Here is a 25,036-nt window from a genome sequence, read left to right on the forward strand (position 1 = left end):
AAGCTGTTCTTTATAATTTCTTCTTTCAGATTTAAAGAGGTATGCCCAAAGTTAGTTTCCCAAGGCTTATCTTAATTGCAATCTCCCAGATTGAAGCAATGCTAACGAATTTTTTTGTGGTAGAATCCTCAATGGTAGTGCGGGCAGTTGTTGAAAGTTGGTCGTCTCCACCCAAAAACCAAAGGAATGCATGAGTGTCCAACAAATGACTCATTACATGTAATCATTGAACAAGTCCAAAGGAGCGTCAAAGTCTTCTGAGAGCTTTATTTTACCTCTGAGACTTCCAAATACAGGCTTGTGGCTTTTTCCCTTCTCTTTTTTTGATTTTTTCTGAATTAGAAAGTCTATAAAATCGGAAGCCTCCTTCTTTAAATCGGGGGGTAGCGTCTCGAGTTTTGTATATAGCGTTAAGGCTGCCATCATTTATTTTTATAACACAAGTTAAGTCATTCTAGCTAATCAGCCAATACCTTGTAATGGTGGATGATGCCCTATTTTCATCGAAAGTGACTTCGGTGATTTAACGTAATAATACTCAAACTGGTTAACTGTCTTGAGCCTCACTGTTGATCGATGAAGCTTCCTCGGGCTGATTCACCCAGTCGGATGCCGAGGGGTTGAGTTACCTCAATAGGCAATTACTTATTTTTTAAATAGATATGTTTGATGTTTTTCTCGCCTGATTCTCTTGCCTCGATGATGAAGGCGTTGGTGCTTTTGATGAGGGGAGATAGCTTTGAAAACCCATAATTTCTTGGATCAAAATCTGTCTTTTTCTTGATCAGGTAACTTCCCAGCGACCCCAGAAAGGCCCAGCCATCATCGTCAGAAATCTCATCCACGCTTTCTTTAATCACTTTTATCAGCTCCTTATCTACTTTGCTGACCGACGAAGGCTGAGCTTTTGGTTGACTCTTTTGATTGGGCTTTTCATGTGATTCAATTGCCTGCTCCTTCTTCAATATTTCGATATAGATGAATTTGTCGCAGGCAGTAATGAATGGCCGGGGTGTTTTCTTCTCCCCAATGCCTATCACAAACATGCCCGCTTCCCGCAAACGTGTGGCGAGTCGTGTGAAGTCGCTGTCGCTGGACACAATGCAAAACCCGTCGACTCTTTTAGAGTAGAGCAAATCCATGGCATCAATGATCAGGGCGCTGTCGCTTGAATTCTTGCCCTGGGTATAGCTGTACTGCTGGATGGGGGTGATGGCATTCTCGAGCAAGACATTTTTCCATCCCGATACCGTAGGCTTTGTCCAGTCGGCATAAATACGCTTGATGGTGGGATTGCCGTATTTGGCAATTTCGTCGAGCATTTCTTTGATATGCGCATAAGGCACATTGTCTGCGTCAATGAGTACTGCCAGCTTGTCGTCCTTCATAGTGGTTTATTTTTTATAATAGCAAGGATGCCTGCTTCTAGCGTCGGGTGAATAATATTTAGTAAAAGCGATAGGGAGGGTAACCGCATTGTTGTTCTTGTTTCAAAAACTCGTCTACTTATAGCATGCGAAATATATGAAAATTATCAACCCTTTGATCATGCTGGCCTTTGGGCTTCTGTGTCTGTCGTCTTGCGAATTGGGAAAGGACGATCGGGAAGCCACGCTCACTGTGACGCTGGTCGACTACCCCTCGGACTACGAGGCACTTTACATAGAAATTAAAGACGTGCAGATCAACTACACTCTCGACCGGGAGGAAGGATGGCTATCACTTGATAGGATGAATGGTGGGGTATACAACGTGTTAGAGTATACCGCAGGAAAAGACACAGTACTGGCAAGTGGGAGAGTGGAGCCGGGTACTATCCGACAGATTCGGGTGGTGTATGGATATAACAATACACTGATCATCGACGGGGTGGTGCAGGACTTGACAACCTTTGGAAACATCAATTTTGAACGAGACCTTATACATAATGTCAATATAGTACTGAAAGAAGGTTTTGACTATGACCTTACAGTTGATTTTGATGTACCACAGTCCGTGAGCACTTATGAGGAATTCGCTGAGACTTTCTATCTGGTGCCCGTGGCGAGGCTCTTTATGAAAGCCACCACAGGCATCGTTAAGGGCAGGGTGGTGCCTGGAGCAAGGCGGTTTGTGTCGCTGGTAAAAGGCAATGCCCGCATCAGTACGTATTCAAACGAGCAGGGTGAGTTCGTGATTGGGGGAGTGCAGGAAGGTATCTACGATATTGTAGTGTCGAGTCTGTGCGAGGATTGCGAGGTTGAAGATGACATATTCCTACACGTGACCGAAGATGGGATAGTTGAAAGCCGCTTAAAAAACATCGAAGCCAGGGCTGAAAAAATTATCGATGTTGGGGAGGTTTTTTTCTACATTCCTGATCAGGGGAATTGAAGTCGATATTGCGATTATTTCATGAGAGAAGGGTGCTTTTTTATCAATCATGTTAAGAAGTTAATTGCAAAAAGCAGGATACGCCGGGTTCATCAATCTTTCCGCACCAAATCTACCTCGTCAAAGAAGATATCTCCGTTGGGTACGTCGAAGTGCAGGCCGGTTACTTTCATGTTGTTGTCGATTTTGAATTGGAGCGTGCCGAAGTCAAACCAGGCCTGTGGCTCCCGCCATTTGATCTCCCAGGTGTCGTAGTGCCAGTGCACCAGGTCGGCTGTTAAACCAGGGTTGTCCTCCATATAAAACCAGAGTTTATCACCCTGTTTCACCACTATCACATTGCCATGCATGCCTGCCCAGTAGGTGCCTGCATATTTTTCAAGCGACAGGCTGGGTTTTGTACCGCTCACCCTTGCCTGTGTCCTTTTTGCTATGTCGTCGTAATGACTCTTGTTGTTGTCGTTGCGGGCGAGAGCCTCTGCCGAAAAGTCTTTTGTTTCTGCCTTGATGTACTGGTTGATGATGTAGTAACACAGCGGAGAAGCAATCCCTTTCATGCTGTTGGTGAGCACCACCACCCCGAGGTTCTCATCGGGCACCATCATCACATAGGAGTACATGCCATCGTAGCCGCCGCTGTGGGCTTCCAATTGCCGACCATAGTAGTCGCTCACACCATAGCCCAGGCCGTAGCTTGAAAAGTGCCTGCCCGGCGTGGCCGCTCTGGCCTGCTCCGACACAACGAAATTATTGTGCGGTGTCCAGAGCCTGTTTTGCTGTTCTTTGGCGATGATGGTCTTTTGGCTTGTTTTGCCGCCATTCAGGTTCACAACCAGCCATTTGGCCATGTCGTCGGCGCTGGAAATGATGCCACCGGCAGCGCCCATATTGTCCCAGTTTACCCACCGAATGGGCTCGTTGTTGCCGACAGCATCAGGTTTATGCGGGGAGGCGTAGTTGCCTTTGGCTTCTAAATCATTGGTGGATGTTACAGTGCGACTCATGCCCAATGGTGCAATGATTTGTTTCCTCACATATTCGTCCCACGGTAGACCTGAGGCGCTTCTGATGACCTCGCCAGCTGCGATGAACATGAGGTTGGAGTAGCCGTATCCGTTGCGGAACTCATAAGCCTGGGGCACGTATTTTACCTTCTTTACCACATCTTCGGCGGATAAGTTGGCCTTGTACCACATCAGGTCACCGCTGAATGTGCCGAGGCCCAGCCTGTGGCAAAGCAGATCTTCTACCGTAGCATGCCGGGTGGCATAGTCGTCGTACAATTCAAAGTAGGGGAGGTGGTCAATCACTTTATCGTCCCAGTTGAGCTTGTCTTCGGCCACCAGTTGCCCGATGGCCGTTGCCACAAACGCCTTGGTATTGGAGGCGATGGCGAACAGAGTTTCGCTGTCCACCGCCTGTTTGCCGCCTGCTTCCTTTACTCCGTAGCCTTTGGAAAGCACCACTTTACCATCTTTAACGATAGCTACTGCAATGCCTGGCACATTCCAGTCTTTCTGCGCTTTGACGATGTATTTATCAAGATCGGCAACTTTCGGCTGTGCGGTCGCAACAGAGCATGAGAAGACGAGGAGCAGGAAGATGTATTTGAATTTCATAGCAACGAGCATTGGTTGCTATGAAATTAGGAAAAAGTTTTAACACACGGAGAGGGTGTGGGGGCGGCTTCACACGATTTCGATGTCTGCCTTGCGCAATCGGCGCTATCTCAGAAACTTATCAATGATCTCGGCTGGGAAGATGCCCACGGGGCCCTCGTAGATGCCAGCGTTGCCACCAATGTCAGTAACTTCTACCGAAATAACATTCTCGCCCTCCCAGTTGATGAGTTCAGGGGGGATGGGGTAGTCCCGGTAGGTTTCCCATGAGTGCGACTGACCCAGGGGCCTGCCGTCGTTGGTAGCACCAATCAGCTTTCCATTCAGGTACACCTTATCGAAGTCGTCGATTTTACCAAGGAGGAGCACCAGTGGCTTGTCTTTCAGCTTAGCATCCATTTTGAAGTGCTTGCGGTAGTAGAAGGTGCTTTCCCAGTGTTTTTTGCCCTTGGTATGCAGGAAGCCTGGCACCATAATCACTCCCCATTTTTTATCGTCAAAGTTGGCGAGCTTCCATTGCGACTCGTAGCCTTCAGCAAACTTCCATACTCCTTCGAGCCTCATGCCTTGATCGAGCGAGCTCCAGGAAGCAAAAAGACCGATGTCGCCGCTAACAATGCCACCGCTGTGGATGGTGTCAAATATCCGGACTGAAATGACGTTGTCGCCTTTGAGGTTTAAAAACTCTGTAGGGATGTAATACCATCTTTTGGCGTTATAAGCTGTGCTGAAGTGAGGGGGGAAGCTGCCAAAAAAGCCGACAAGATGGCCATTGACAAACACCTGATCAACATCGTCGATATAGCCAAGGTTGAGGTAGATATTGTTGAACCTGGCTACTTCGCTGCCATCGAATTTCTTTCTGTACCAGGCGTAGCCATCATAGCCGTTGAAGCCCTCCGACTCCCATTCTGACGGCGCATAGATGGTTTCCCACTGGCTGTCATCATATTTGGGCTTAGCCCAGTCCATATTGTCACCAATGTGAAATTTCCAGCTGCCTCGCAGCGATACCACTTTTTGCATGTTTCTTCCTTGCGAAAAAACTGAAGCAGAAAATAGCAGAAGGCAAATAGTAGAAATGTATCTAGCGCTATGCATCAGGTGATCTGTTTACGGTTCACGAACATACCAGATGTTCATTTTTCTCACCCAGGACGAGCAATATCTATGCGTTTTTCTTTTTTTCAAAGAAATTGACCCTGGCTTTCAATGGATTGTTGTAAAACTTTGTCATCTAAAAAATCCCGCTTGAGACTAGCGGGACTTTCTCCAAACAACTATTAAACTAAATTTTTAGAAAATGTTACATCGATACCCGCTTGGAGCTGTTGCTGGAAGAGACTTCGAAAGTAAAGCCTTTAGAGCTGATGCCTGAAAGGTCGAATACTTTGCTGAAACCCTTGTTGAAAGTGATACTTTCGCTATGAACCAGCTCACCGGTTTGGTCAAATATGCCTATTGTAGCACCATGACTCTTCGGATCCTTATACACCAACTGGTATTTGCTGCCACCTAGTTGGTTAACGCCCATCTCTTCAAGCTCCTGCACCCTGGCCATGAGAGTAAATTCACCGTCTTTGTCGGAAACCACTACATGGTAGGTGCCAGGGCCGAGATCTTTCATATTATATGGACGCTTAAAGCCTCTTTTGTTGTCTATGCGATCCACTCGGAGTACATGCCCTTCTTCGTCCATTATTTTCACTTTGACAATACCAGGGGTGGCGTCGGCGTAGATCAGGTTGTACCTACCCTCAACTTGTGAAGGAATGAGAGCGGCTTTGGATGACTTGTCTCCATTGCCTTCCGCTAATGTGGCTGTGCTCATAGCTGCTACGAGCATTGCGCTTAAAATGATAGTTCTTTTCATGAGTTTCTGAATTTAATTGACTTGTTGTTGAATCAGTTATACATAGATACGGGCAACCCGGGGCGGGTTTGTCATAGGTCAGTCAAGGGGTGTCACGAAATGTCATAAAGTTGTTGAGAGATGTAAAAAGGGGGAGGAAGAGTTTGAAGATCGAAGTCGGGAGACCGGAGATTGCTAGTGGGTGGTACGGCAAGCGGGCTTGCTGCGGTGGGGCCGTCCGCCGCCGGAAGGGTTAGAAGAGAGACGGAAGAAAGAAGACAGAAGACGGAGGACCGGAGCTTTCTACGGCTAGTTGCCGCACCGAAACCTATCGTAAGCCCTGAGCCGGGCACCCCTGAGCCAGCCAAGCCCTGAAAGGGCGATATACCTAAAGGATGGCGGTGAAGCCCCATCCGAAAAAGAAGATTAGCAAACAGAAGCCAGGTAAACCCCGGTGTCTGACGGCTCATTCTCTGTGGCCAGTGGCCGTACTGAAACCTATCGTAAGCCCTGAGCCGGGCACCCCTGAGCCGGCCAAGCCCTGAAAGGGCGGTATATCTAAAGGATGGCGGTGAAGCCCCATCCGATAAGAAGATTGGAAACCAGCAGCCAGGTAAATCCCGGTGTCTGACGGCTCTTTCTCTGCGGTTAGTTGCCGTGCCGACACCTATCGTAAGCCCTGAAGGGGCGATATACCTAAAGGATGGCGGTGAAGCCCCATCCTAATAGCCAGACGCCAATTGGCCAATTTCAAATCCTCTTCCCCTCAATCAATAATCATCTTATACCCAATGCCGTGCACTGTCAGGATAATCTTTGGCTCATTGGGGTTGTCTTCCACCTTCTGGCGGAGCTTCAGTATGAAATTGTCGACCGTTCGGGTGGTAGGCTGTGCCTCGTAACCCCACACATCTTCCAGCAGCTTATAGCGACTCACAATGTCGTTCTTGTTGGCAAGGAGAAACTTCAGGATATCAAACTCCTTGTGCGATAGCTTTACCTGCTCGCTCCCCTCGTGGGCCAGGTAGTGCTTAAAGTCGATAGTTAGCCTGCCAATGGAGGCTTTCTCAATATTATCTGCGTTTCCTACTGCCCCAGCTCCTGATTGCCCATCGGTTCTTCTAAGGATGGCCTTTATCCGGGCAATGAGCTCCCTCAGACTGAACGGCTTCGTCATATAATCGTCAGCGCCGATCTCAAGCCCTACCACTTTGTCGATTTCCTCTCCTTTGGCGGTCAGGAAGATGATAGGCGTTTTGATGCCGAGCTTGCGAGTCTGTCTGCACACATCAAACCCCGACATTTTGGGCATCATCGCATCGAGCACAATCAGGTCGTACGAAGCCTGCTGAATCTTCTGCAAGCCTTTCTCACCGTCTTCTGCCAGCTCCACGGCATAGCCTTCAAACTCCAGGTTGTCTTTCAGCCCCATCCGCATGTGCAGCTCATCTTCAACTATCAATATCTTGGCCATGGTGTTGTTATTTCTTTACTAAAATAGGAAACATCAGTTTAAAGGTGCTGCCTTTTCCCGGCTCACTTTCTACGGTAATTTGCCCGCCATGCGCTTCCATAATGTGTTTCACTATCGACAGCCCGAGTCCCGCTCCCTGCGTGTTGTAGATGTCGCCCTGCGTCACCCGGTAAAATTTGTCGAAGATCTGTTTTAACTTTTTTTCCTCAATGCCTACACCCTGGTCCTTGACGGCCACCACGACCCATTGATCCATCCGTTCTGTAGATATATCCAGGTGTTTGGTGTCGGGGCTGTATTTGATGGCATTGTCGAGAAGGTTGATAATGGCTTCCATCACCGACTCCGTGTCTGCCATCATGTTGGGTAAGTCATCCGTGAAGTGGACCTTGTAGGTAAATCCCTTGTTCTCCAAATGAAACGAATAGGTGTGGAGCACCTCTCTCACAATGTCGTTAAGCAAAACCGACTCCAGGTGATACGTCTTTTTATTGGCCTCTATCTGAGAGAAATTCAGGATCTTATTCACAATATTGGTCAGCCTGCCAGTTTCCTTTACAATGATCTCGTAGTACTCTTTCTTCCTTGTTTCCGTAGTTACCCGCCCCAGCAGCAGGGTTTCGGCAAACATGCTGATGAGCGACAGAGGTGTTCGGATTTCATGAGACACGTTGCTGACAAAGTCCGACTTGGTTTGTGCTAGCTGCATTTCTGCCCTGATGTTCCTGAAAACCATCGCAAAACCCAATAGCAGCACCAGCGACACCATGCCTATCATGATCATGTTGGTGTTGGATCGCTCCTGCATCACCATCTCAATGGAGTTGCCGGGAATGTAGATCTCCAGCTCGTACTCAGGCAGCAACCAGATGGTTTTGGAGCGTGCCTTGTTATTCATTAGTGAGTCGGTGGTGTAAATAAGCTCGCCGGTCACCTTGTTGGATGCCGCCAGCACAAACTCCTCGCCTGCCACCTGCTCCATTTTTGGCGCAATCAGCTCTTCAATGAAGTCGGAGGGGCGAATGATCATCACACAGAGCGAATAAGTGTCGGGATTTTCGCCGAGCACCATCAGTAGGGTGTTGAAGCGCTCACCTTCCACTGCCAGCACCTTGTAGGGTTCAATTTTCCGAAAGCCAGCCGACCGGTAGCCAGTCATTTTTTTTACCAGCGCTGAGTCTTCCCGGATGTGGTTTTGAAGCAGGGTTATGAGTTGTTGTTGGGGGATTTCGTCTTTGGCGTAAAAGGCCAGCTTTTGGTTTTTTTCCAGCGGAAAGAAAAAGATGGCCGACACCCCCGGGTAACCTTCAAGGATCTCTTTTGGGAACTCACCGGCCCCTTTTCTGCTCCAGGCATCGTCAATGCGGGTGGTCATGCTGTTGACCACGTCGTCGGAATATTGATTGATGGAGAACAGGAAGGTGTCGATTTGCTTGTCGTAGATGGCCTGCATCATGGCCACGCTCTGATTGAGGCTGCGGACTTCGAATATCACCAGCACACTGATGGGCAGCACAATGACCAGCACCAGGATAAATGATATTTTAGCAAAAGATGTCCTCATAGAGCGATGTCAATTGGGAGATACGCAAGTTTCGAACTAAGGTAGCACAATGATGACATTTTTTTACGATTGAGCTCAGTAGGCATTGGCTTTCGATCACCCTGGCCCAGCGTTCAAACGCTGGACTATGATGATGGAAAGGGAGGCGGGCGGCTCGGCGGGTGCCAGAATTTCAAGGCGTTTCATGCATTCATTTGGGGTTATCCTTATCTTGGTCGTTTATCCATCGAAACCTATCATGAGCCCATTGAACATTGACCCAAATATTAAAAGAGCTACAACGCTTCCCGCTTCTTTTTACCGAGACAGCCATGTGTTCGAAAGCCTCAGGGAGAAAGTCTTCGCCCGGTCGTGGCAGTGGATAGGGCAAGAGAGCCAGGTAGGCCTTTCGGAGAGTGTCTATCCGCTTACTTTGCTCGACGGTTACCTGGACGAGCCTCTCTTGTTAACAAAAGACAGTGAGGAGCAGGTGCGCTGCCTGAGCAATGTATGTACCCACAGGGGGGCATTGCTTTGCATGAATCCTGGAAGGGCCAAAAAACTCGTTTGTCAGTACCACGGACGGCGGTTTGCTCTGGATGGCCAGTTTGAGCACATGCCTGAGTTTGGTGAAGCAGAAAACTTTCCCAGAGACTGCGATAACCTGCCTGGCTTAGAGTTGCGGAAGTGGTTTGGCTTCCTTTTCACCTCGTTGGCTCCGGCTTTCGATTTTCAGCAGGTGATTGATGTGATGCAGAAGCGGGTAGGTTTTCTTGACCATACGAAGTTTCGTTTTGCGCCGGAATTCAGCAGGGACTATCTGGTCAACAGTCATTGGGCCCTGTATTGCGACAACTACCTCGAAGGCTTTCACATCCCGTTTGTGCACAAAGACCTGAACGCTGTGCTCGACTACGGCACCTACAAGACAGTGGTGTACGACCATTGCAACCTGCAGATAGGGTACGGCAAGCCGGGCAGCGATTGCTTTGAGCTACCCAATGGCCACCCCGACACAGGCAAGATAGTTTCAGCCTGGTACTACTGGGTTTTCCCCAATATGATGTTTAACTTTTATCCATGGGGACTTTCGGTGAACATAGTGAAGCCACTCGCAATAGGCAGAACCAGGGTGAGTTTCCTTACCTATATATTGGATGAGGAGCGCTACAAGCAGGGAGCGGACGTGATGACCGACAAGGTAGAACGGGAAGACGAGTTTGTAGTGGAGGCCGTGCAGAAGGGCATTCGGTCTCGGTTTTACCCGGGTGGCCGGTTCTCACCAACACGAGAGAAAGGCGTACATCATTTTCATAGTTTGCTGGCTAAGTTTGTTGAAAATACCTAAAAGTCGGTATGTCGTGGTGACGGTAAACCGGTATATTTAAGGGTAGATGAATTTTTCACTTACTAACCCTTATTATTATGAAAAAGCTGCCGATCAATGATTTATTTGTTTACAGTGCTGAATTTAGAATGGGTGATCCTCCTCCTAGGGATCCACCACCGCCACCGCCACCGCCACCGGACGACCCAAAATGAAAATTGATGTAAATGAAAATTAAGAATTACGTTTTACTGATTTCTATAATTTTTGCCGCTCAAAACGGCAATGGACAAAATGGAAAAAAGGCTGAATTTGACAGCCTTTTTTCCTTGATTGACTCGGCGACCGACCTCAATAAGGATTCACTACTAACTCTAGCTCTCCAAATTGAACCAGCTTTGGGCGATGATCATATCCGATTGGCCAAATTGTATGAGATTATAACACTTTCATATTTTGACAGGACGGAGTACAGTAAAGTAATTAGCTATGGTCAAAAAGCAATCGACCATTACAGGTTCACCGGTGACTCCAATCAGATAGCCTTGATGTATCGTAAAATGGGACACGCACATAAATATCTTGGTCATAGACAAGAGTCGTTAGAATTCAGCCTTCGTGCGCTCGAGCTAAGCAAGACGTATGGCACGCAAGATCAATATGCTTCAGAGTTATATTCTCTTGGAAACTATTACATGGAAATACAGGAATATAGCAAGTGCGAACAGTATTACCTTCAGTCCTTGGCTATTTTGGAGAAGCTTGGTGAATCTGAAACTTTAGCCGAGATGTATTTCAATATGGGTATACTTTCAGGGATAAAGAGAGAGTATGAAGTGTCTTTGGATTATTATGAAAAATCACTTCAGATATACCAACGCTTAGAAGACGAATCCAATTTTCCTAAAATTTGGAATGCAATAGGATATAATTTCTTTAATCAGGGCGATTTATTAAAAGCAAAAGCTTATTTCCTAAATGCTGACAAGGGATTTTCAAAATTTGATAACAAGCTAAAAAACTGCTATAACTTGTCATTGCTAGCCAGAACAGAAATCAAATTAGGAAACCTAAACAGTGCCTTGGAATATGCAACTGCTGTTGAGGAACTGGCAGAACAAATAGGTCACCTTCGATATAGCATAGAAGCACAAGTGTTATTTAGGATGATTTACGAAGAATTAGGAGACTATCAAAATGCCTTTCTGCACTTGGATCACCAATACACACTCTCTGATTCTCTCTACAGCATTGATAAAGAAAACACTGTCAAGGAACTCACCATCAAATACGAAACAGAACTCAAGGAACAAGAAATAGAAAAACTCTCCTCCGAAAAGGAGCTTCAGGAAAAAGAAATACTTCTCGCCACAACAGAAAAGAATGCTTACATGATCGCCGTGGTATTTGCCATTGCCCTGGCGCTGGCCATTCTGGCCTTTTTCACACAAAGGCAAAAAGCCATGCAGCTGCGAAGCGAAAAGGCCCTGGCAGAGCGGAATACTCAAATTAATTCATTGCTTCAGAAACAGGAAGTCAACACACTAAACGCCTTACTCGAAGGGCAGGAGAAGGAACGTCTCCGCATTGCCGAAGAGCTGCACGACAGGCTGGGGAGCCTGCTTTCTGCCATTAAACTCAACTTTAACGGCTGGATAGGTAAAAGGGATCTGAGTCAGGACGAGGTGGAGGACTATTCTGCCAAAACCAGCGGGCTGCTCGATGAAGCCGTCACGGAGGTCAGGCGGGTGTCGCACAATCTTTCCACCGGTCAGGTGTCACGCTATGGACTGGTCGGATCCATGGAAGACCTGGCGGCCACTGTCAATCGCTCAGATAGCATCAAAATGAAAGTATTGCATTTCAACCTTGGCGAGCGCCTGCCCATTGAGCTGGAAACTGGCATTTATCGTATCGTGCAGGAAATGCTGGCCAATGTGCTGAAGCATGCTAACGCCCAAGAGTTCACTGTTCAGTTGAGCAAGACAGACAATAGCGTTATCCTGACAGCCGAGGATGATGGCAAGGGGTTCGACTACAAGGAAGCCAAAAAGCGGGGAGGTATTGGTCTTCATAATATTGACAATAGGGTAAAGAAATTCGGCGGGCAGTTCAGCGTGGACTCCTCACCGGGAAAAGGGACAATTTTCACATTTGAATTTCCATTAGAGGCATGAGTGATATTAAGGTGTTGATAGCAGATGACCATCATTTGATGGTGGATGGCATCAAGTCGTTGCTGGACGATGTGGAGGGGCTGGAGATTGTTGGGGTGGCCAACGATGGAGAGGAAACCATGGTGTTTGTTTCCAGAAGGCCCGTTGACGTGATTTTGCTCGATTTGCAAATGCCCAAGATGAACGGCTTTCAGGTAGCAGAGCAGATCAAAAAGAAGTACCCGAAAATCCGCATCCTCGTGCTGACCATGTACGACAAGCCTGGCTTTATCCGTGAGCTGCTGGAGTCGGGTGTGGATGGCTATGTGCTGAAAAACACCGGCAAAGAGGAGCTTGTGCAGGGGATTATGACCGTACACAAGGGTGAGAAATTCTTTAGTAAAGAGGTTTCCGGGATTTTCTATGACAGCTTCCGGAAAGAGAAGGATGAAAACACCTTTCTCACTAGCAGAGAGATTGAAATCATTAAACTGATAGCGCAGGAGCTTACTTCTCAGGAAATAGCCGAAAAGCTATTCCTCAGCCACTTTACGGTAGACACCCACCGCCGTAATATCATCAACAAGCTGGGAGTGAAAAACACCGCTGGCCTTATCCGCTACGCCTATGAGAATGGGTATTTCGATTTGCAGAACTAGGGGGTTGAAACTCCAAACATCAAAAAGCAAACTTCAAATAAGTTCCAAGGCACAAAATAGGAAATTTCAAACAGGAGCTTTATCGAGGCTGCATCTGATCGTTGCTGATCGAAGCTATTTAATAGTCCTCCAGCTGGCGGAGAGAAATTCGCTATTTCATTTTCCTGTTCCCATCTGTTACTTTCTCGTGATCCCCATGGTCTGTCCCCCGACGGACCTTGACTAAACCCCTTTGTGGTGCCTAAGGGCTGTCAGGGGACAGCCCAGGGTGCGGGAGTAGCGAGTTTCGAATTTCCCTTATTTGAATTTGAGATTTACTTGCCTTTTGGTACTTGCGATTTGCCTTTCTCAGTTTCAACTACCACTATTTTTACTAGTTTTAGTTTTGCCAGTTATTTCTGTTAAAAACAGTGTATATAAATGGTGCATATTCTCCAGCAAGAAACCCATTGATTTAAATGAAACTGAAGCATTTCGTTCTGGTCGTTATTCTCGGCTTTTGCTGCCAAACTCATGGGCAGGGGTTGGAAAAAAGCACTGAAATTGATAGTCTTTTTGCAATCGTGGACGGGTTGAGTATGACTTCACCAGATTCTTCACTGTCGGCTGCAATTCCCTTGGAGCCGTTACTTATCGAATTGGGTGACAAGCAGAAACTGGGTTTGTTTTATCGAAATATGTCGTTGGCGTATTCGAAAAAAACCGACTATCTAAACACCATCAAATTCGGTCAAAAATCCATTGAATTGTACAGAGAACTTGGTGACTCTTTAAGGGTAGCCTATAATTATAACACATTGGCGAATACCTATCAATACTTGGGAAATCGAAGAAAGGCTCTTGAGCTTTTGTTTAGATCGCTGGAATTGAGAAAAGCGTTTGGCTCACCTGAGCAATACACAATCGGATTGCACTCTCTGGGTAATTATTTGATGGAAATAGGTGAGTACGAAAAAGCGGAGCATTATTTTCTAGATGCTAAAAAGGTATTGCTAGAGTTAGACGACATATCAAGGCTTTCGGATTTATATGCGAGTCTTGGGGTTCTATACGGACTTCTTAAAGATTATGATAGATCGTCTGAATTTTATGAAGCGGCTCTTCAAATGTTTGAGGAGCTTGGCGAGACATCACAGTTTTCTGTCATTTGGTATTCCTTGGGGTATAATTTTTTCAAACAGGGTGATTTTCAGAAGGCAAAAGCTTATTTTCTTAGGGTACACGACAGCGACTTGAGGATTAGGGATAAGTATAAATATTGCTATAATTTGCTTTTGCTAGCCAGGGTGGTAAATCAACTAGAAGATCACCAAGCTGCCTTAAGCTACGTAAAAATGGGGGATGAGTTGGCCAACGAGATTGGTGCACTTGCGTATCGTAAAGAAGCCCAAAACTTATATTCCATTATTTATTCGGAAACGGGAGAATTTGATAAAGCTTACAATAGTTTGGAGTTGTATCATGATCTGTCAGATTCTCTATATGGCTTTGAGAAAGAAAATACCATCAAAGAACTCACCATCAAATACGAAACCGAACTCAAGGAAAAGGAAATAGCGAAGCTCACCTCGGAAAAGAAGGCGCAGGAGCAGGAAGTGCTGCTGGCCACTTCTGAAAAGAATGCTTATCGGGTGGGCATTGTGTTAGCAGTGGCGCTGGCCATTGCGGTCTCGGCCTTTTTTGCGCAGCGGCAAAAGGCTAGCCAACTCAGAAGTATGCAGGCGTTAACAGAGCGCAATGTTCGCATAGATGCCCTTTTGAAAGAGCAGGAGGTAAGCTCGCTCAATGCGCTGATAGAAGGGCAGGAAAAGGAACGCATGCGCATCGCTGAGGAGCTTCACGACAGGCTGGGCAGTATGTTGTCGGCGATTAAACTCAATTTCATTGGCAGCACTGTCAAAAAAGACGTAGAACAAAAAAGCCCCGAAAACGAGACAGTCAAAATCACCCAAATGTTGGATGAGGCGGTGACCGAAGTGAGACGCATTTCTCATAATCTCTCTACCGGACAGGTGTCTCGCTACGGTTTGGTTAGCTCCATGGATGACCTGGCAGCGAGGATCAATCAGTCGGACAGCGTGGCCATGAAAGTGATGCACTTTAACCTGGAAGAACGGCTGCCGGTAGAAATGGAAACAGGCATCTATCGGATCACTCAGGAAATGCTGGCCAATGTGCTCAAACATGCGCATGCCAGCGAGTTCATCGTTCAGCTGAATAAGACAGAGAACAGCGTGATACTGACTGCGGAGGACGACGGAATAGGCTTCGACTACAAAGAAGCCTGAAGAAGGGGTGGCATTGGCTTGCAGAATATTGAAAATCGGGTGAAGAAGTTCGGAGGGCAGTTCAGTGTTGACACCGCCCCGGGCAAAGGAGCCATTTTCACCTTTGAGTTTCCACTGGAAGCCTGAAAGAGATGGGGGAGTGTCAGACATCTGTTGAAATGTCAAAAACCAACCCCCAACTCCGTGGTCTGTCCCCCGACAGACCTTGACGAAAGCCTTTTGCGATGTGTTTCGGCTGTCAGGGGACTGCCCAGGGTCAGGGGACAGCCCAAGGTCACAAGACGAGCCAAGGTGTGGAAGTCTGAAAGAGGTGGGAGGAGTTGTCAGGCATTTGTTGAAATGTCAAAAGTCAATCTCAAATAAGAAGTTGAGCTGGTATAAGGAAATCCCAAATAACAAAAGGACAAATCTCAAATGAGCTCCAAGGCACAAAATGAGAAACCTCAAAAACAACCTCCAACTCCGTGGTCTGTCCCCCGACAGACCTTGACTAAACTCCTTTGCGATGCGTTTTGGCTGTCAGGGGACTGCCCAGGGTCACAAGACGACCCAAGTTGTGGAAGCCTGAAAGAGATGGGAGGGGTTGTCAGGCATTTGTTGAAATGTCAAAAGTCAATCTCAAATAAGAAGTTGAGCTGGTATAAGGAAATCCCAAATAACAAAAAAACAAATCTCAAGCAGGCGCTTTGTCAAGGTTACATCTAATGGTTACCTGAGCGAAGCAATTTCGTAGCGCAGCGAAGAAATCCTCTACTTCATTCTTCTGTTTCCAGCTGTTGTTTTCTTGTGTCCTTTTCAGACATTGACTAAACTCCTTGTGGTGCCCAACCTCTGGTCTGTCCCCCGACAGACCTTGACTAAACTCCTTTGCGATGCCTGCGGGCTGTCAGGGGACAGCCCAGGGAGGAGAGATTTATTTGCCTTTTGGCGCTTGTTATTTGGGTTTTGTTCTTCAAAAAAGTGCTATTCTCTCAACTTCAGCGCTTTCACTTCCTCAATATTCTTGCACCCAGCCAAGCCCATGTTGAGCTCAAAATCGGCTGCCATGTTCCTGATGACGTCGTATACCCCCTCTTCTCCGTCAATGGCCAACCCGAAAGCATAACTCCTTGCCATGCAAACGGCCGAAGCACCAAGTGCTATTGCTTTCATCATATCCGCCCCGGAGCGTACGCCCGAATCGAGCAAAATGGGGAAGTTTTCACCAACGGCTTTTTTCACTTCTGGCAACATTTCAATAGTGCTGACAGCGCCGTCCACTTGCCTGCCCCCGTGGTTGGAAAGTATAATGCCATCCATTTCATGTTCCATGGCCATTTTCGCATCTTCCGGGTGCAGAATGCCCTTCAACAGTATGGGGAGTTTGGTTCTTTTTCTCAGAAATGCGAGATCTTGCCAGGTTAGGGAGGGCCGGGAGTAGATATTGATAAATTGTCTGACGGCTGCCAGTGGCTCACCAGAAAAGGCGTTTTTAAAGAAGTTGCCTGGGTAGTTGTTTAATAATTGAATAAGGGACAGAAAGGTAGTTGGCCTGATTTTCCTTTCAACAGGCGTTTCCTCGCCGATGGCTTTCTCTTTTAGCAGGCGCATAAACACCGGATCGCTTGTGTATTGTGCAATGCCCCTGGCTTTCAGGAAGGGGAGGAAGGCCAGGTCGAGGTCCCTGGTTCTCCAGCCGAGCATGGAGGTGTCGAGCGTTACCACGATAGCTGAACAGCCACAATTCTCGGCCCTTTTCACCAGGCTTTCCACCAGCTCATTCGACTTGCTCCAGTAGAGCTGAAACCATCTTGGGCTGTCGCCCATGGCCCGGGCAACCGTTTCCATTGGCACTGATGCCTGATTGGAAAAGATAAAGGGAATGCCAGCTTTTGCTGCAACCTTCCCCACCGCCAGGTCGGCTTTTTTGTGCACCATTTCGAGCACGCCGACTGGAGAGAGCAGCAGTGGTAGGGGAAGCTTTTGGCCAAAGAGGGTAGTAGAAGTGTCTCTCGTGGAAACATCGTTCAGCATACGGGGGACAATCTTCCATTTTTCGAAGCCTGAGAGGTTTTCAGCCATCGTAGTCTCCCGACCTGCGCCACCGGCAATATAGGCCCAGGCCTCTTTGCTCATTTTCTTTTTGGCGGCTTTCTGAAGTTTGGCAAAGTCGACAGGTACCTTCGGTAAAATACCAGCCATACCGTCAAGGTAAATCTTCTTTTGCCAGCTGAGGGCATCCATGGGTTCGCTCATGTGTGTGTTGTTGTGCAAAATGCCCATCAAACCATTTGCTTTTCGGGCATTCAGCATAGCTATTAAAAAATCAAACTAGCGTCATATCAATCTAATGCAAAAGGCGCACATTCTCAACTGATCAGACCTCAATCCCGTCGACAGTAAGGCGACCTTCCTGCCAGTCATTGTTGAGGAGCACCATCACTTGCGTGAGGCCGGCACTGATCAACTGCTCGGCTGTTTCGCTGAAAAACCCAGTCATTTCTTGTGTGTGATGGCTGTCGGAGTTTATCATGATGGGAATCGACATGCCCTTCAGGTAGCGAAAAACCCACGGCGAGGGGTAGCTCGTTGTGGTTTTCTTTTTATACAAACCCCTAGTATTAATTTCCAGCATCAGGTCTTTTCCTTTCACCGCCTCCAGCGTTTCAATAATCTCCTTTTGGTACCACCTGTCGTTTTCATTGAAGAGAAGCCCATTGCCATTCTGCATTTTGATTTTATCGAGGTGCCCAACGATGGTAGGCGGAGCTTCTTGTATCATTTGTCGGGTAAGGGCGAAATATCTTTGAACAGCAGCTTTGGCATCACCACCAAAAATGGATTGCAGTCCCTCGTCAAAAACTTTCGATGCTCCGTCTATTTCCCAAGGGGTGCCATCGGCAAACGAGTCCACAAAATGCACGGAGCCTATGCTGTAGTCCAGGTCGGCGTCGACAATCCAGTCGCTGTTGACCGAAACCACACCGGGTATAAAGTCAACCTCAAGGCTGCTGTACACATCAATAATCCCCAGGTATTTGGCTTTGCAGTCCTGTATTTCTGTGAAATAGTCAGACATGGCCTCTTTTTTCATGGTCCAGGGCCACGTAAATGACGTGGGTGCGTGCGATGAAATGCCATAGGAAATCATGCCAAGTTCAACAGCCCGGCTGATATATTCTTCTGCTGTGCCTTTGCCGTCGCAGTAATGCGTATGGCTGTGGTAGTTTGTCCAACCCTTCATTTACACAATTTGCAAAAAAGAAGCGGCGTTTTTAGAAAAAATGTGATGAACGAAATGTTACGTACGCCTCAAAAAATCGAGATGAAAAATTTGTTGACGACGATAACCACCAGGAGGGAGAAAAACAATATTACCTCAACGATTAAAAGGACTTTGCTCCAGGTCTTTCCAATTTTCATTGAACTCAGGGGGAAGTAGGTTTCTATTTCAATATTAATAATTCTTCCCCTTTCATAAACGATTGTTAATCAGAAGTTTTCCACAATCCGATAAGAATTTTGTTGATAACCTAACCTCGTGTTTCGTATCTTCATGCGAAAAATAGACAATCATGCGTAAACTTTTATACATAGGCATTTCGGCGTTGATGCTGACTGCCTGCCAGCAAAAGGAAGTGAAAAATGAGCAAGCCGCTGTTGCGGACCAGGCGGTTTACGAAAGCTTTGGAGCCGCAATAACTGATGACCAAGCTGCACCAGTGGCTGAGCTTACATCCATGGCGAGTGATTCAGCTTATACCAAGGTGAGGGGAACCATTGTTGATGTGTGCCAGGCTAAGGGGTGTTGGATGAAACTCGATCTTGGCAACAACGAAACCATGAGAGTAACCTTTAAGGACTATGGATTTTTTGTTCCAAAAGATGCCAAAGGCAGGGAGGTAGTGATAGAGGGTGTGGCGCTGAAGTCGTTAACGCCTGTTGAGGAATTGCAGCACAATGCTAAAGATGCCGGAAAGACAGACGAAGAAATAGCCGCTATTACAGCGCCCGTTCAGGAATTGTCTTTCGAGGCAGTTGGGGTGTTGATGAGATAAGGGAGAATGGCCCACATCCGTTTGGTATGTGGGCGCTCAAACTCTAAATTTTGTTGTACGAAGTAATAATCCCTTTGATCAGTGCCGAGCTGAAGCCCTGATGCTCCATTTCATTCAAGCCGGCAATGGTGCACCCTTGTGGTGTGGTTACCTTGTCAATCTCATATTCAGGGTGTCGCCCGCCTTCAAGCAATAAACTAGCTGCTCCTTTGACCGTTTGTGTGGCAATTAGCTGTGCCACCTTGGCACTAAAACCAATTTCGATGCCGCCCTGAGAAGCTGCTCTGATGAACCTGAGCGCATAGGCAATGCCGCAAGCGCCAAGGATAGTAGATGCATTCATCAGCTCCTCCTGAATGTAGATAGCAGAGCCAAGCTGCGAAAAAAGCTTCAGCACTGCCTCCGAGGCGTCTTTGTTGCTCTCGTCTCCGGCTAAACAAGTCATCGACTCGCAAATGGCAATGGCTGTATTGGGCATGGCCCTATAAACTAAGGCCTGTGCTCCCAGTATGGCCTTCATGTCTTGAATAAGTACGCCAGTAACTACCGACACAACGATAGGCCCCTTCTTTTCTACTGCGAACTTTATCTGCTGCAGCACTTCTTTCGTTTGCTTGGGTTTGATGGCAAGAATCACCATGTCGGCCGACTCAGTGGCCTGCACATTGTCGGCGCTGATGTTTACACCCTTGTCCGCCAGCTGATCCAGCAACTGGACGTTTCGACGGGTAACAGTAATGTCTTCTGCTTTGGCGTAGTTTTTTTTAATTATCCCTTCGGCAATCGCCACCCCCAGGTTGCCACCACCTATTATCGAAATCTTCATAAAGCGTCTGTTAATTGAATGTTTATCAAAGCGAGCGCAAAGGTTAATGAAAATTTGGTCAAGAAGGAAATACGCAGCTCATTTCTGCTAAAAATCCCCTGTTTCACCTCGAAAGAGAGAAATTGGCAGGTCACTTACTTTGGTTTGTGCATAGCGGTTTGATGATGATTTCGATGGCATTGCAGGCGGTGCTCAGGAATAAAAAAAGGAGGCTCCATCACCAGAAACCTCCTTTTATAAAGTCATTTGAGCCGTCTTTTACTTGAAAGCAGGAATTCCCGTGATATGATTTCCCAAAATCAGCAGGTGGATGTCGTGCGTGCCTTCGTAGGTCAACACCGATTCCAGGTTCATCATGTGGCGCATCATAGGGTACTCTCCGGTGATGCCCATACCGCCGTGTATTTGTCTGGCTTCTCTTGCTATGTCCAGCGCCGTTGCCACGCTGTTTCTCTTGGCCATCGAAATCTGTGGTGTGGTGGCCTTGCCTTCGTTCATCATTTTGCCGAGCTTCCAGTTAACCAGCTGTGCTTTCGTGATTTCCGTAAGCATTTCCGCCAGTTTTTTCTGAATCAGCTGGAAGCTTCCGATCGGCTTGTCGAACTGAATACGCTCCAGAGAATACCTGCGAGCTGCATCGTAGCAATCCATGGCTGCCCCAATCGCTCCCCAGGCAATGCCGTAGCGTGCGCTGTCGAGGCACTTCATGGGAGCACCCAGGCCGCTTTTGCCTGGCAGTAGGTTTTCCTTCGGCACTTTTACATTATCAAACACCAATTCGCCCGTGCAGCTGGCTCTCAGCGACCATTTGCCGTGAGTTTCCGGCGTAGAAAAGCCTTCCATGCCCCGCTCTACTACCAGGCCATGGATCCGGCCTTCTTCGTTTTTGGCCCACACCACAGCGATGTCCGCTTTAGGAGCGTTTGAAATCCACATTTTGGCTCCGTTGAGGAGGTAGTGGTCGCCCATGTCTTTGAAATTTGTCTTCATGCCTGACGGATTCGAGCCGAAATCAGGTTCCGTCAATCCAAAGCAGCCAAGCATTTCGCCACTTGCCAGTTTGGGCAGGTACTTCATTTTTTGCTCCTCGTTGCCATAGCTATAGATAGGATACATGACCAGGGAGCCCTGTACAGAAGCCGTAGAGCGCATGCCCGAGTCACCTCTTTCTATTTCCTGCATAATCAGGCCATAAGAAATATAATCCAGCCCGCCTCCGCCATACTCTGTAGGAATGGTGGGGCCAAAGGCGCCAACTTCTCCGAATTTCCGAACGATCTCATAGGGAAAATGGTTATTTTCGGCCCAATGTTCGATATAGGGAGTGATTTCTTTCTTGACAAAATCCCTTACTGAACTCCTGATCAGTAGATGTTCCTCAGTTAGCAGGTCATCGATTTCATAAAAATCGGGAGATTCGAATAGGTCTTGTTTTTGATTTTTAATGGCTTGGGTGCCTGGGGTTAATGTATTTACGGACATGCTATTTTTTGGTTAAATCCCTTTAAACATTCAAATTTACAACTAAAACAATTAATTCCTTTGTTTGATGAGCAATTCGGAAAAAGATCAGAAGATAGTATCTCAGATCAGAAAATTGGAGGAGAAGTATGAGGCGATGGGACAAGATTTGTCATCCTATCTCGATGGTCTTTTGCATGCTGATTACCTTACCTACTGGGACTATATTCACCTCGATACCCTGCTGAGTTTGCAGACACCTAGAACCGGTTTTCCTGACGAAAAGATATTTATCCTTTATCACCAAATTACGGAGCTCTACTTTCAGCTGATAAGAAACGAAATGAAGCAGTTGTCGTTCGACGACGCTGATGAGATCGGCCTTTTTAAAGTGAGGATCAAAAGGATTCTTCGCTACTGGAAACACCTGGTGGATTCTTTCGAGGTAATGATCGATGGCATGGAGCCTTCACAGTTTCTGAAGTTCAGAATGGCGCTGCTGCCTGCAAGCGGATTTCAGTCTGCCCAATACCGACTGATAGAAATCGGATCGACATCATTGATCAACCTGACGGATAAGGCCTACCGGGAGAGTGTGCACGGCGAACCTTCGGTGGAGTTACTTATCGACAATCTGTACTGGAAAAGAGGGGCAACGGAGCTGGCTACATCAAAAAAGACGCTGACACTTCGCCAGTTTGAGGATAAATATCATCGTGAGTTCATTCAATTTGGTGAGGAGATCAAACACCGAACGATTTGGGACGTTTATCAGCAGCAGTACGAAAAGCACCTGGATGAAGAGCTTATAGAATTAATGAGGGCTTTAGACCAGGAGGCAAACGTGAAGTGGCCGCTTTCGCACTTTAAGTCAGCCACCAGGTACCTGCAAAGAGAGCCTGATGTAATTGCCGCTACAGGTGGCACCAACTGGCAAAAATACTTGCCACCCCGCTTTCAAATGGTTACATTCTTCCCTGGTCTTTGGAGTGAAGCCGAGCTGGATCGATGGGGAAAATCAACCGATGTAGTTGCAGCGCCAAGTCAATAACTAGATGGTAGCGACGGTCTTTAAACAGGTGTTCTTGCTGGCCTTTGGCCTTTTATGTGTCGTTCAGTCGTTGAAGGCGCAGGAGGAGAAGTCTGTTTACTATGACCAGGAAAAAAAGTACCTGAAGGAAAAATACCACGTTTCCTATGCCAACCCCCGAGAGCTGCAGGGACTTTACGAATCCTACTACGTGACTGGCAATAAGCAAATGATGGGTAACTACAGCCGGGGAACAGCTACGGGGCTGTGGGAATACTATTATGAGAGCGGTGGGATAAAAATGAAGGGATATCTCGAAAATGGAATCCCCTTCGGGAAATGGGAATACTTCTACGAAAGTGGCAAAAAAAGCATGCAGGGAAGTCTCTATGGCGAAGTGCGGGGAGGCAACTGGACGTTTTACTTTGAGCATGGAGACATAAAGAGTGAGGGGGCATTCAAAAATGGGGAGCGCCAGGGTATTTGGAATTACTTCTACGAAGATGGAACGCTGAAGGCTCAGGCGTTTTATGAAAACGGAACAGGTATATATAAAGAGTTTTATCCATCGGGACAGCTAAAAGCCCAGGGTCTGAACAAAGGTGGCAAAAGTGAAGGCAAGTGGGTGTACTATTTTGAAGATGGAAGCAAGCAGGCTGAAGGCATGTTCAGGGAGGGTGAACGAGTAGGGGATTGGAAATATTTCCACACCAATGGAGAGATTTCTGCAGAGGGGGCGTTTGAAGCCGGGACGAAGGAAGGCAACTGGAAGTATTACCATGAGGATGGAACGGTTAGTGCTGAGGGCAATCTGGCAGACGGCAAGAAAGATGGCTCTTGGAAGTTGTTTGAAAGGGATGGGCAGACGAAGGGGAGTGTTCTTTACCACGACGGCTTTGGCACCTACACTGAGTACTTCGAGAGCGGTAAAATAAAGGTGAAAGGCGACTTGAAGGATGACGTGAAAGTTGGCCAGTGGTACTATTATTTTGAAAGCGGGGTGCTGGAGGGAGAATGCTTTTTTACCGATGGTGTGGGCATTTTTCGTGGCTATTATGAGAATGGTACCCTAAAAATGGAGGGAGAAGTTCGAAATGGCGATAGAGTAGGCGAGTGGAAGCTCTACCACGAAGATGGTAGCCTGGCAGGCCTTTATAGACCTATTTACGAGGATGATAAACCGGTGTTCAGACTTTCGGAAACTGAAAACCTTGTGCCTGACAGGGTGCCATATAACAAACCAGAGTATAAATTTAAGAATCGAAACTCCCGGTATTTTACGCCACGGGTGGGTGAGTACAAGGGGTGGATTTTTGCCACCAATCCCGTTGCACCTTTACTTGGGGGCTTGCCGGTGTCTGTCGAACACTATTCGCAGGAGAGGCTGGGCTACGAATTTCAGTTTATTTATCTGAAGCAACCATTTTTCAAAGGGTTCTCCTCTGTGCGGGACAATAAACTCTTTCTGCAAGGAAGCAGAATTAAGCTGCGCCAAAAGTTCTACGATAGCGATAACCTGTTTGGGATGTTCTACTTTGGCCAGGAGGTGGCATTTACTTCTATTGACCACCGGGCGCATATCATCGATTCGACGGGAGTGAGCAACCGCCGCATGACGATCGGCACACAGGAACAGAAAATAGAATACGGGTTATTTCTTGGTAATCGCTGGCTGAGTGACCCCGGGGGCAGCGGCTTCACCGTCGACGCTTATATTGGAGCAGGTATCGGTTATCGGCTCCTGAGAAAGAATTATCAGGAGACGGCTGAACGAAATAATGTATTTTCTGATTTAAACCAGAGCAATATTTCATTTCCAATAATAATAGGGGTGAATATAGGATTCTTAGTCGGGCCCAAAAATGGCCCCGGTTTTTTTGTTAACTAGATGAGTAAAAAGACAGTAATACTAGGTGCTACCACCAATCCTCAGCGGTATGCCTATATCGCAGCTGACAGGCTTTTGAAGGCAGGCCACGAAATTGTTCCCGTAGGTATCAAAAAGGGAGAGGTCTTTGGCCGTACAATTTTAGACGTAACATCCTCGCCAATGGTAGCTGAGGTAGACACGATTACAATGTACGTCGGCCCTCAGCATCAGAAGAACCTTTACGACTATATTACCCAACTGCACCCAAAAAGAGTAGTGTTCAACCCTGGCAGTGAGAACCCTGAGCTTGAGGAGCTGCTTCGTAGTGAAGGAGTTGAGGTAGTTGAAGGATGTACACTCGTTATGCTTTCCACCAATCAATACTGAAAAGGGCTGATTTCGGATATCCGGGATTTCGGTTCATCTAAGGATACGCATCGTTGGGCGAAACCGTGTCCTGCTTAGTCGAGTCTTCAACACCTGCGTGATTTGGCGCCGTACTTTTAGGAAGATTTAAGAAT

At 47.1% G+C, this 25,036-nt stretch carries 21 protein-coding genes; 9 read left to right on the forward strand and 12 right to left on the reverse strand.

From position 1 onward, the window contains the following. Positions 1–31 precede the first annotated feature (31 nt). The 3 genes from ACMVP2_RS23360 to ACMVP2_RS23370 form a co-directional block, all read right to left on the reverse strand. Positions 32–214, reverse strand: coding sequence for a type II toxin-antitoxin system VapC family toxin (locus tag ACMVP2_RS23360; RefSeq protein WP_416865342.1), 183 nt, complete (start codon positions 212–214; stop codon positions 32–34). After that, the gene (locus ACMVP2_RS23365) at positions 214–426 is read right to left on the reverse strand and encodes a DUF2281 domain-containing protein (RefSeq protein WP_416865343.1); all 213 of its coding nucleotides are present in this window, start codon (positions 424–426) and stop codon (positions 214–216) included. Before ACMVP2_RS23365 ends, ACMVP2_RS23360 begins: the two co-directional genes overlap by 1 nt. Positions 427–641: 215 nt before the next feature. Then, on the reverse strand, positions 642–1,388 hold the full coding sequence (locus ACMVP2_RS23370; RefSeq protein WP_317491282.1) for an NYN domain-containing protein: 747 nt from the start codon (positions 1,386–1,388) through the stop codon (positions 642–644). Between the two features lie 136 nt (positions 1,389–1,524). On the opposite strand from ACMVP2_RS23370, the gene ACMVP2_RS23375 reads away from it, so the two are divergent. Then, on the forward strand, positions 1,525–2,373 hold the full coding sequence (locus ACMVP2_RS23375) for a DUF4382 domain-containing protein (RefSeq protein ID WP_416865344.1): 849 nt from the start codon (positions 1,525–1,527) through the stop codon (positions 2,371–2,373). Between the two features lie 92 nt (positions 2,374–2,465). Here the strand turns inward: ACMVP2_RS23375 and ACMVP2_RS23380 are convergent, their stop codons facing one another. The 5 genes from ACMVP2_RS23380 to ACMVP2_RS23400 all read right to left on the reverse strand — a co-directional run bounded on the left by ACMVP2_RS23380 (position 2,466) and on the right by ACMVP2_RS23400 (position 8,882). Then, positions 2,466–3,992, reverse strand: coding sequence for a serine hydrolase (locus ACMVP2_RS23380; protein WP_416865345.1), 1,527 nt, complete (start codon positions 3,990–3,992; stop codon positions 2,466–2,468). Positions 3,993–4,097: 105 nt separating this feature from the next. After that, on the reverse strand, positions 4,098–5,093 hold the full coding sequence (locus tag ACMVP2_RS23385) for a beta galactosidase jelly roll domain-containing protein (protein WP_416865346.1): 996 nt from the start codon (positions 5,091–5,093) through the stop codon (positions 4,098–4,100). Between the two features lie 205 nt (positions 5,094–5,298). Next, a complete protein-coding gene (locus tag ACMVP2_RS23390) occupies positions 5,299–5,865 on the reverse strand; it encodes a hypothetical protein (protein WP_416865347.1) in 567 nt (188 codons plus the stop codon). A 745-nt stretch (positions 5,866–6,610) separates the two neighbouring features. Beyond that, positions 6,611–7,318, reverse strand: coding sequence for a response regulator transcription factor (locus tag ACMVP2_RS23395; RefSeq protein ID WP_416865348.1), 708 nt, complete (start codon positions 7,316–7,318; stop codon positions 6,611–6,613). Between the two features lie 7 nt (positions 7,319–7,325). After that, positions 7,326–8,882, reverse strand: a complete 1,557-nt coding sequence (locus ACMVP2_RS23400) for a sensor histidine kinase (protein ID WP_416865349.1) — start codon at positions 8,880–8,882, stop codon at positions 7,326–7,328. 127 nt (positions 8,883–9,009) lie between these two features. On the opposite strand from ACMVP2_RS23400, the gene ACMVP2_RS23405 reads away from it, so the two are divergent. The 4 genes from ACMVP2_RS23405 to ACMVP2_RS23420 all read left to right on the forward strand — a co-directional run bounded on the left by ACMVP2_RS23405 (position 9,010) and on the right by ACMVP2_RS23420 (position 15,291). Next, a complete protein-coding gene (locus ACMVP2_RS23405) occupies positions 9,010–10,209 on the forward strand; it encodes an aromatic ring-hydroxylating oxygenase subunit alpha (RefSeq protein ID WP_416865350.1) in 1,200 nt (399 codons plus the stop codon). Positions 10,210–10,415: 206 nt separating this feature from the next. Beyond that, a complete protein-coding gene (locus ACMVP2_RS23410; protein WP_416865351.1) occupies positions 10,416–12,365 on the forward strand; it encodes a tetratricopeptide repeat-containing sensor histidine kinase in 1,950 nt (649 codons plus the stop codon). Further along, positions 12,362–13,003, forward strand: coding sequence for a response regulator transcription factor (locus ACMVP2_RS23415; RefSeq protein ID WP_317491292.1), 642 nt, complete (start codon positions 12,362–12,364; stop codon positions 13,001–13,003). The genes ACMVP2_RS23410 and ACMVP2_RS23415 overlap by 4 nt, the downstream gene beginning before the upstream one ends. 458 nt (positions 13,004–13,461) lie before the next feature. Beyond that, entirely contained in the window at positions 13,462–15,291 is a 1,830-nt protein-coding gene (locus ACMVP2_RS23420) for a tetratricopeptide repeat-containing sensor histidine kinase (protein ID WP_416865352.1), read from the forward strand. A 963-nt stretch (positions 15,292–16,254) separates the two neighbouring features. Here the strand turns inward: ACMVP2_RS23420 and ACMVP2_RS23425 are convergent. Both ACMVP2_RS23425 and ACMVP2_RS23430 read right to left on the reverse strand, forming a co-directional pair. Continuing rightward, the gene (locus ACMVP2_RS23425; protein ID WP_416865353.1) at positions 16,255–17,526 is read right to left on the reverse strand and encodes an alpha-hydroxy-acid oxidizing protein; all 1,272 of its coding nucleotides are present in this window, start codon (positions 17,524–17,526) and stop codon (positions 16,255–16,257) included. Between the two features lie 121 nt (positions 17,527–17,647). Further along, a complete protein-coding gene (locus ACMVP2_RS23430) occupies positions 17,648–18,514 on the reverse strand; it encodes a histidinol-phosphatase (protein ID WP_416865354.1) in 867 nt (288 codons plus the stop codon). 331 nt (positions 18,515–18,845) lie between these two features. On the opposite strand from ACMVP2_RS23430, the gene ACMVP2_RS23435 reads away from it, so the two are divergent. Further along, a complete protein-coding gene (locus tag ACMVP2_RS23435; RefSeq protein WP_416865355.1) occupies positions 18,846–19,328 on the forward strand; it encodes a DUF4920 domain-containing protein in 483 nt (160 codons plus the stop codon). 43 nt (positions 19,329–19,371) lie between these two features. Here ACMVP2_RS23435 and proC read toward each other — a convergent pair whose 3' ends face one another. Both proC and ACMVP2_RS23445 read right to left on the reverse strand, forming a co-directional pair. After that, a complete protein-coding gene (gene proC / locus ACMVP2_RS23440; RefSeq protein ID WP_416865356.1) occupies positions 19,372–20,154 on the reverse strand; it encodes a pyrroline-5-carboxylate reductase in 783 nt (260 codons plus the stop codon). A gap of 258 nt (positions 20,155–20,412) precedes the next feature. Beyond that, positions 20,413–21,636 (reverse strand): acyl-CoA dehydrogenase family protein, encoded by a 1,224-nt coding sequence (locus ACMVP2_RS23445; RefSeq protein ID WP_152000913.1) that lies wholly within the window; start codon positions 21,634–21,636, stop codon positions 20,413–20,415. Between the two features lie 67 nt (positions 21,637–21,703). On the opposite strand from ACMVP2_RS23445, the gene ACMVP2_RS23450 reads away from it, so the two are divergent. The 3 genes from ACMVP2_RS23450 to ACMVP2_RS23460 are packed head-to-tail and all read left to right on the forward strand — an operon-like array spanning position 21,704 to position 24,902. After that, positions 21,704–22,666 carry a tryptophan 2,3-dioxygenase family protein gene (locus ACMVP2_RS23450; RefSeq protein ID WP_416865357.1) on the forward strand — a complete coding sequence of 321 codons (963 nt, stop codon included), beginning with the start codon at positions 21,704–21,706 and terminating at the stop codon, positions 22,664–22,666. Positions 22,667–22,670: 4 nt separating this feature from the next. Next, positions 22,671–24,533, forward strand: coding sequence for a toxin-antitoxin system YwqK family antitoxin (locus ACMVP2_RS23455; protein ID WP_416865358.1), 1,863 nt, complete (start codon positions 22,671–22,673; stop codon positions 24,531–24,533). After that, positions 24,534–24,902: a CoA-binding protein gene (locus tag ACMVP2_RS23460; protein ID WP_416865359.1), complete on the forward strand. Its 369-nt coding sequence runs from the start codon at positions 24,534–24,536 to the stop codon at positions 24,900–24,902. Positions 24,903–25,036: the final 134 nt, after the last annotated feature.

The organism is Imperialibacter sp. (genome assembly GCF_048007035.1).
In the GTDB taxonomy this organism is placed as follows: Bacteria; Bacteroidota; Bacteroidia; order Cytophagales; family Cyclobacteriaceae; genus Imperialibacter.